General features: G+C 34.3%; 7 protein-coding genes. 5 read left to right on the forward strand and 2 right to left on the reverse strand.

What is annotated here, in order from left to right:
• Nucleotides 1-139: 139 nt before the first annotated feature.
• Nucleotides 140-913, reverse strand: a complete 774-nt coding sequence (locus VB776_RS24295; RefSeq protein WP_323689047.1) for an AMP nucleosidase — start codon at nucleotides 911-913, stop codon at nucleotides 140-142.
• Between the two features lie 101 nt (nucleotides 914-1,014).
• Between VB776_RS24295 and VB776_RS24300 the strand changes: the two genes are divergently transcribed.
• From VB776_RS24300 to VB776_RS24315, 4 genes are all read left to right on the forward strand, one after another.
• The gene (locus tag VB776_RS24300) at nucleotides 1,015-1,458 is read left to right on the forward strand and encodes a type I restriction enzyme HsdR N-terminal domain-containing protein (protein ID WP_323699441.1); all 444 of its coding nucleotides are present in this window, start codon (nucleotides 1,015-1,017) and stop codon (nucleotides 1,456-1,458) included.
• A 65-nt stretch (nucleotides 1,459-1,523) separates the two neighbouring features.
• On the forward strand, nucleotides 1,524-3,176 hold the full coding sequence (gene pafA, locus VB776_RS24305) for an alkaline phosphatase PafA (protein ID WP_323699442.1): 1,653 nt from the start codon (nucleotides 1,524-1,526) through the stop codon (nucleotides 3,174-3,176).
• Nucleotides 3,177-3,291: 115 nt separating this feature from the next.
• Nucleotides 3,292-4,605, forward strand: coding sequence for a UDP-glucose dehydrogenase family protein (locus VB776_RS24310; protein ID WP_323699443.1), 1,314 nt, complete (start codon nucleotides 3,292-3,294; stop codon nucleotides 4,603-4,605).
• 108 nt (nucleotides 4,606-4,713) lie between these two features.
• On the forward strand, nucleotides 4,714-5,694 hold the full coding sequence (locus tag VB776_RS24315) for a UDP-glucuronic acid decarboxylase family protein (protein ID WP_323699444.1): 981 nt from the start codon (nucleotides 4,714-4,716) through the stop codon (nucleotides 5,692-5,694).
• Nucleotides 5,695-5,812: 118 nt separating this feature from the next.
• Here VB776_RS24315 and VB776_RS24320 read toward each other — a convergent pair whose 3' ends face one another.
• On the reverse strand, nucleotides 5,813-7,141 hold the full coding sequence (locus VB776_RS24320; protein WP_323699445.1) for a rhamnogalacturonidase: 1,329 nt from the start codon (nucleotides 7,139-7,141) through the stop codon (nucleotides 5,813-5,815).
• Between the two features lie 245 nt (nucleotides 7,142-7,386).
• On the opposite strand from VB776_RS24320, the gene VB776_RS24325 reads away from it, so the two are divergent.
• Entirely contained in the window at nucleotides 7,387-8,013 is a 627-nt protein-coding gene (locus VB776_RS24325; protein ID WP_323699446.1) for a hypothetical protein, read from the forward strand.
• Nucleotides 8,014-8,166: the final 153 nt, after the last annotated feature.

An 8,166-nucleotide genomic window follows, 5' to 3' on the forward strand; every position in this document is an offset into this window, starting at 1 on the left:
GAGATAACATCTTAAAATACATTAATAAATCTATTTCAAGATACAAAAAAACGAGCAGAAAAGCTAAGGCTTTCTGCTCGTTTATGAGAGTTAATAAATAGACTTTTTCAGTAGCCTCCTGTTGGGTGAATCCTTTTTATTATTCAAATCTTAAATGTTTCACAGATTCGCCAGAGTTGGCAAGTTCTACCAATGAATCTATACCAATTTGTAAATGCTTTTCTACAAAATTGGTGGTTACTTTTTTATCACTTTCTTCTGTTTTTACGCCTTCGGGAGTCATTGGATTATCCGAAACCAAGAGTAAAGCTCCATGAGGAATTTTATTAGCAAAACCCGCCGTAAAAATTGTAGCAGTTTCCATATCAATCGCCATCGCCCGAATATCAGTTAAGTATTGTTTGAAAGCCTCATCGTGTTCCCAAACTCTTCTATTAGTTGTATAAACCAAGCCAGTCCAATAATCTAATTCATGTTTTTTAATCATCGACGAAACAGAACGTTGTAAACGGAATGAAGGTAATGCAGGTACTTCTTTAGGCATATATTCGTCAGACGTTCCTTCTCCACGTACAGCGGCAATTGGTAAAATCAAGTCGCCTAAGCCAAGATTTTTCTTTAATCCTCCGCATTTTCCTAAAAATAGAACAGCTTTAGGTTCAATTGCCGAAAGTAAATCCATGACAGTAGCCGCCATTGGCGAACCCATTCCGAAATTGATGATTGAAATATTATTAGCAGTAGCACTTTGCATTGGGCGATCTTTCCCTTTAATTTCTACTTCAAATTGTTGGGCAAACATCACGACGTAATTGCTAAAATTTGTCAATAAAATGTATTGTCCGAATTCATTCAGTTGCATTCCCGTGTATCTTGGAAGCCAGTTCTCTACAATATCTTGTTTTGTTTTCATAATTTTGATTTTAATTTGTGATTGAAAAATGGGTGATTTATAGTTTATTTGCAACCTGATTCATCTCTGAAATTTATCCATTCAAAAATTCATCAAGTATCTTGGAAAATCTAAATCTCCCACCTTATGACTACAAATTAAGGAAAGTTGATGAAAAAATCTATATTTATGACATCCTAAGACGTAAATATATTGTACTTACTCCTGAAGAATGGGTTAGGCAACATTTTGTACATTTCTTGATAAACCATCATCAATACCCTAAAAGTTTAATAAAATTAGAAAGTTCATTAATGTATAATACGCTGTTAAAACGAACTGATATTCAAGTTTATGGAAGAGATGGCAATTTGATGATGATTGTAGAATGCAAAGCACCATATATCAAACTTACACAAAACGTTTTTAGTCAAGCTGCAGAATATAACCAAGTACTAAAAGCAGAATATTTGACGATTACCAATGGAATGGTTTATCATTGTTGTAAAACCAATTGGGAAAATATGCACCTAGAATTTCTGAAAGATTTACCTTTATTTGTCTAAAATTTCATGTTTCAATAATTTCATTCAATCTTTGCATCATTACCTTTGTGAAAAAAACCTTCATCATGTTTCCAAAAATTTCCTTATCCTTCTTGTTTTTCTTCGTTCTGACGACAGCCTTTGCTCAGAAACCTAAAACCACAACAGCTCAAACAACTTTAGCAAAACCCAAATTAGTCGTTGGTATTGTAGTTGACCAAATGCGTTATGATTATTTGTATCGTTACTACGATAAATATACTTCTGGTGGTTTTAAAAGATTAATGAATGAAGGATTCAATTGTAGAAATAACCATTACGATTATGCACCGACGGTCACGGCTGCTGGTCACGCAGCGATTTTTACAGGTTCTGTACCAGCGGTTGATGGTATTATTGGCAACGAATGGTTTGATCAAAAATATAATCGTTCTGTATATTGTGTAGAAGATTCTACCGTAAAAACTGTAGGAGCAAATTCTAAAGCAGGATTGATGTCCCCTAAAAACTTATTAGTTTCAACAATTACAGACCAATTGAAAATTGCGAATGCTCATCAATCAAAAACAATTGGAATTGCTTTGAAAGATAGAGGTGCAATTTTACCAGCAGGACACACTGCAAATGGTGCTTATTGGTTTGATTCTAAAGATGGTTCTTGGATTACTTCATCTTTTTATATGAATGATTTACCACAATGGGTAAAAGATTTTAATGCTAAAAAGATGCCACAAAAATACATAGTTGAAGGATGGAAAACCCTTTTGCCCATAGAACAATATACTGAAAGTTCAATAGATAATCAGCCTTATGAAAGTAAATTAGCAGGAGAAACCATTCCAGTTTTTCCGCACGAATTAGTAGCTAGAGCGGGCGTAAATTTATTAGAAGTAATCAGAACAACGCCTTTCGGAAATACTTTAACAAAAGATTTTGCTCTAGCGGCTTTGGAAAATGAAAATTTAGGAAAAGGAAGTAAAACTGATTTCTTGACAGTAAGCTTTTCTTCAACAGATTATGTTGGTCATTCGTTTGGTCCAAATTCTATTGAAGTAGAAGATACTTATTTGAGATTAGATAAAGATATTGCTGAGATGTTAACCACTTTAGATAAAACACTTGGTAAAAATAATTATGTAGTATTTTTAAGTGCAGACCATGGTGTAGCTGACATTCCGGGTTTCTGGCAAAACAATAAGCTACCAGCAGGTATTTTTGATAGAAGTAAAGCAACAGCTGAAATTAAAGTAGCCTTGAAATCTACTTTTGGAGAAGGCGAATTTATCAGAGCAGAAGATAATTCTCAAATATATTTAAACCATGCTTTATTGAGTGAAAAGAAACTGTCATTTTCACAAGTATATGAAGTAGTTAGAGAAACTTTGTTACAACACGATGAAGTGGCTGATGTGGTAGATTTACATAATTTAGGAAATACTACTTTACCAAATTATCAATTGAATTTTATCAAAAATGGCTACAACCCTAAAAGAAGTGGAGATATTTCGGTTGTGTTAAATCCAAGTTGGTTTAGTGGTTATAAAACAGGTACAACGCATGGCTCGCTCTACAGATATGATACTCATGTTCCTTTGTTATTTTTTGGATGGGGAGTAAAAGCTGGGGAAACAACGTCAAGAACAAATATTTCGGATATTGCTCCAACTGTTGCTGATTTATTGAATATACTTGAACCAAATGGTAGTGTTGGAGGAGTAATTTCGGGGGTGAAAAGATAAAAAAAGTTACTGCTCCCAAAAATGGCACACTTTTAGCTATTTTATTTGGTATAATGTTGATAAAAATAAATTTAATTAGCTTAAATTACCATTCTAAATACAAAATACAAATTATATGAAGATAGCAGTAGTCGGCACAGGATATGTAGGATTAGTAACAGGTACTTGTTTTGCAGAAACGGGCAATCAAGTAGTTTGCGTAGATATTGATGCAAACAAGGTTGAGAAGATGAAGAATGGAGTCATCCCTATTTATGAGCCTGGTCTTGATGTTTTATTTAATAGAAATACAGCCGAAGGGCGTTTAAAATTCACGACAGATTTAGCTGAAGGGATAAAGGATGCTAAAGTAATTTTCTTAGCATTACCGACTCCTCCCGGCGAAGACGGTTCAGCTGATTTAAAATATATTTTGAAGGTTGCCAATGATTTAGGCCCAATCTTAGATCAATATGTTGTAGTAATCGACAAGAGTACTGTACCAGTAGGCACAGCAGAGAAAGTTCATGCAGCCATTGCTAAGAATGCTTCAACAGAATTATTCGATGTAGTATCGAATCCAGAATTTTTAAGAGAAGGCGTTGCTGTAGAAGATTTCATGAAACCCGACCGAGTAGTAATCGGCACGAGTTCAGAAAAAGCTAAAGGAGTAATGACGAAATTATATGCACCTTTAGTACGTCAAGGCAATCCTGTTATTTTCATGGACGAGCGTTCGGCAGAAATGACGAAATATGCTGCGAATGCTTTCTTAGCGACTAAAATTACTTTCATGAATGAGATTGCGAATCTTTGTGAGAAAGTAGGAGCTAATGTAGATGATATTCGTAGAGGTATCGGGACAGATTCAAGAATTGGTAAGCGTTTCTTATTTGCAGGTATTGGTTATGGAGGAAGTTGTTTTCCCAAAGACGTTCAAGCATTAGAAAAGACTTCAAAAGATTCTGGCTATGAGTTTCAAATCTTGAAAGCAGTAATGACTGTTAATGAAGACCAAAAGACTAAATTAGTACCACATATCAAAGCACATTTTGGTGGAGATTTGAAAGGGAAAGTATTTGGGATGTGGGGCTTGGCTTTCAAACCATATACAGATGATATTCGTGAAGCACCAGCTTTGTACAATATTAAAGAATTGTTAGCTGAAGGTGCAATCATCAAAGCTTTTGACCCAGAGGCGATGGAGAATGTGAAGGGAGTGATTGGAGATACAATTACTTATACCAAAGGACCTTATGAAGCGATAAAAGATGTAGATGCAGTATTGATTATGACAGAATGGCCACAATTCCGTACACCAGAGTTTGAGGTGATGGAAGTATTGTTGAAGAATAAAGTAATCTTTGATGGTCGTAATTTGTATGAATTAGAACAAATGAAGGAATTAGGATATACTTATTATTCAATTGGTAGAGAGACGGTAAAATAATTTTTAGGCATTAAGCTGTAAGCACTAGGCTTTAAGCTTGAAATGTAGAGATTTTAACATAAAAATTAAAAAGCTTATAGCCTATCGCTTACAGCTTATAGCTAAAATATGAAACGAGTATTAATAACAGGTGGAGCGGGATTTTTAGGTTCACACCTTTGTGACAGATTTATCAAAGAAGGCTATCATGTAATAGCGATGGATAATTTGATTACTGGTGATTTGAAGAACATCGAACACCTTTTCAAATTACCTAATTTTGAATTTTATCATCATGATGTATCTAAATTTATCCATGTACCAGGTGAATTAGATTATATCCTTCATTTTGCTTCGCCAGCTTCACCGATTGACTATTTGAAGATTCCAATCCAGACATTAAAAGTTGGTTCATTGGGAATTCATAACTGTCTTGGCTTAGCAAGAGTAAAAGGAGCGAGAGTCTTGATTGCTTCAACTTCTGAAGTATATGGAGACCCTACGGTTCATCCACAACCAGAAGAATATTGGGGAAATGTAAACCCAGTAGGTCCAAGAGGAGTTTATGACGAAGCGAAACGTTTCCAAGAAGCGATGACGATGGCTTATCATACCTTTCACGGTTTAGAGACTAGAATTGTTAGAATCTTTAATACTTATGGACCAAGAATGCGACTGAATGACGGTAGAGTATTACCTGCATTCATCGGACAAGCTTTAAGAGGAGAAGACTTAACAATGTTTGGAGATGGTTCACAGACAAGAGCATTTTGTTATGTAGATGATTTAGTAGAGGGTATTTACCGTTTGTTGTTGAGTGATTATGCACAACCTGTGAATATTGGTAATCCAGATGAGATAACGATTAAGGAATTTGGCGAAGAGATTATCAAATTGACAGGAACAGAGCAGAAGTTGATTTCATTACCATTACCAACAGATGATCCAAAGCAACGTAAACCAGATATTACGAAGGCGAAGGCGATATTAGGTTGGGAACCAAAGGTGAGTCGTTCTGAAGGTTTAAAGATTACTTATGAATACTTCAAATCTTTATCGAAGGATGAGTTATTCAAAATGGCGAATCATAGAGAGTTTGAAAAGAAATAGGCTTTATTTTAAAGTTAAATTGGTTAACAAAATACGCCTGAGATTTGACAAATCTCAGGCGTATTTTGTTATTTCTACTAAAAGCAAGATGATTATGACAGAAAAAGCTTTCGAATAACTAATCTATCATTTTATTATTCACTTTTACATTTTTCAATGTAAAACCTTTCACTACACTTTTGTCTATAGAAGCATTTTTACTTTCAACAGTAAAGTTCTCAAAACTAAAGTTTGATAACTTATCATATTCTGAAATCGCTACATCATAGAAAACATCACATTTTACTTCTATATTTTTTAGGCTCACATGGTCTGAATACGAAAGTGGCACATCTGCACGACCTTGTAAATCAAAGAATTGTTTCCAAGGTTTAACATATAATAAACTATGGGCTTGTCCTTTGATATTTTCTAAAGCGATATATTCATAAAGTTGAGGAGTATCTGGTCTCATCTTTAGCCATAAAATTCTAGTGGCTTCATTCACATGACAATTCCTCATGATGATATTACGATTATGAATTGCCTCGCTCCCACAAGTAAGTGCCGAGTGACAAAAACCAAACTCACAATCTTCGATGATGATATTAGTATTAGCACCGTTGTTTGGTACACGGTCTGCCCAAGGACCTTTACCCCCTTTCAATGCAATGGCATCATCATTGACCGACATATAACAACCTTTGATAAGTACATTGCTACAAACATCAATATCAATGGCATCAGTACTTGGAGCTTTTACAGGCTTGTATGGTGAGTAAATATGAACATCTAATACTTTCACATTTTTACATTGATAATAATGGCTAGTCCAGAAACCAGCGTTGTGCAACTTTACATCTTGCACTTGTACATTATTACTTTGCCAAATAAATACCAATCGAGGGCGAGAAACTTCTAAGTTCGTACAATTAGGGTTTTCTTTACGCCTAGCCCAAAATGCCTCCCAATAATGCAATCCATTTCCATCAATCGTTCCTTTTCCTGAAATCGTAAAACCATCTACTCGGTAAGCATTTACCAATGCTGTGAAATAATCTAAACTTTGTCCTTCCATACGTGAAGGCATTTTAGGATAGTCAGCAATATTATCGGAACCTTTCAGTACTGCTCCTTCAGCAACATACAAATGCGTTTTAGGTTTAAAAAATAACGCACCACTCATAAACGTTCCCTTAGGAATTACTATCACGCCTCCACCTTTTGCCGCTGCGGCATCAATTGTTTTCTGGATTGCCTCAGTTTGCACCAAAGTACTGTCTGATTTAACACCAAAATCTGTAATGATATAAGCTTTTCCAAGCTGTCCGAGTGTTACTTTTTTATTATTCGTAAACCAAGTACTGATGGGGCTACCGTCGGGAAAAGTAGCTTTGGTAGTTTTTTGTGCTACCAATTGGAAACACCCCAAAAGCGAGCATGCAAAAATTAGAATCAGTTTTTTCATTTTAAATATTTTGAGAATGAAGTTGCAACTTGAAATGATTTACTGATTTGTCCTTCCTGTTCCTTAGGGTGTATGGAGAAGAAATTAGTTATTATGGTATCAACTCACAAATCAACTTCAAGAAGCACAAAGATTAACAGCATCTAAAAAACTTTTAAAAATCCCAAAACAGGTATTTAAACGCTAAAAAATGCAAAATAAATTTCTCAAAATTACTTTATAAAATATTAAACCCTATTCATACTGTGCTTACTACCCTTATCAAATTAGGCTCACAACTCAGCCACAACCGTGGCGAATGGGATGATATTATTGATTATCCGAATATTCAGAAAGAAAAAGATAAAAATATAAAATTGTATGTTGCTGAATTGATATTCGATTTAGATAAATCTGATGTTTATTTAAATCCATCTTTGAAAGAATACGATGAAAAGCAATCTTGTTTGGCATTTAAGAATATTAAAATTCTTCCAGGGAAAAACAACTCTATTTACAGTTGTGTGCAAGTCAAGGATATTTTTCAACTACAAAAAATATTTTTTGGGAAAAATAATGATAATGAGGATAATGAATCAGAAAATAGTTATTCCTTAACTAAGGAAGGAGAGTTTTCAAAAGCATTTATGAATTATCCACAGTTAAAAGATAAACTGCTTGTAGTAGCTCTATGTTATATTTACAAGTTAAGAGAAAAATTTATCTCTAAAATATGGAAAGAGAAAGAGGATAATGGTAAAAAAGTTAAAGAAATTAATCTAATAGACTTACTTCAACCACTAAAGCTATCTACAAATGAGAAAATAGTTCTTATTTATACGAGCCTTATATCAGAAGAATTGGGGATATCCCCAAATTACTCCTGTATCTAAAATTGAGGGATTTGAGGAGTTTATGAAATCTAAGTTTTTTGAAAAAGGTGAAAAACAAGTATCAATGGGCACCCTCCCCTTAGTTGTGTAAGTTTTGTTGGGGCTTTGATTTTTTAAAAAATCAAAGCCCCAACAAAAAACTTTAAATAACTT

It is taken from the genome of Arcicella gelida (assembly GCF_034931025.1).
In the GTDB taxonomy this organism is placed as follows: Bacteria; Bacteroidota; Bacteroidia; order Cytophagales; family Spirosomataceae; genus Arcicella; species Arcicella gelida.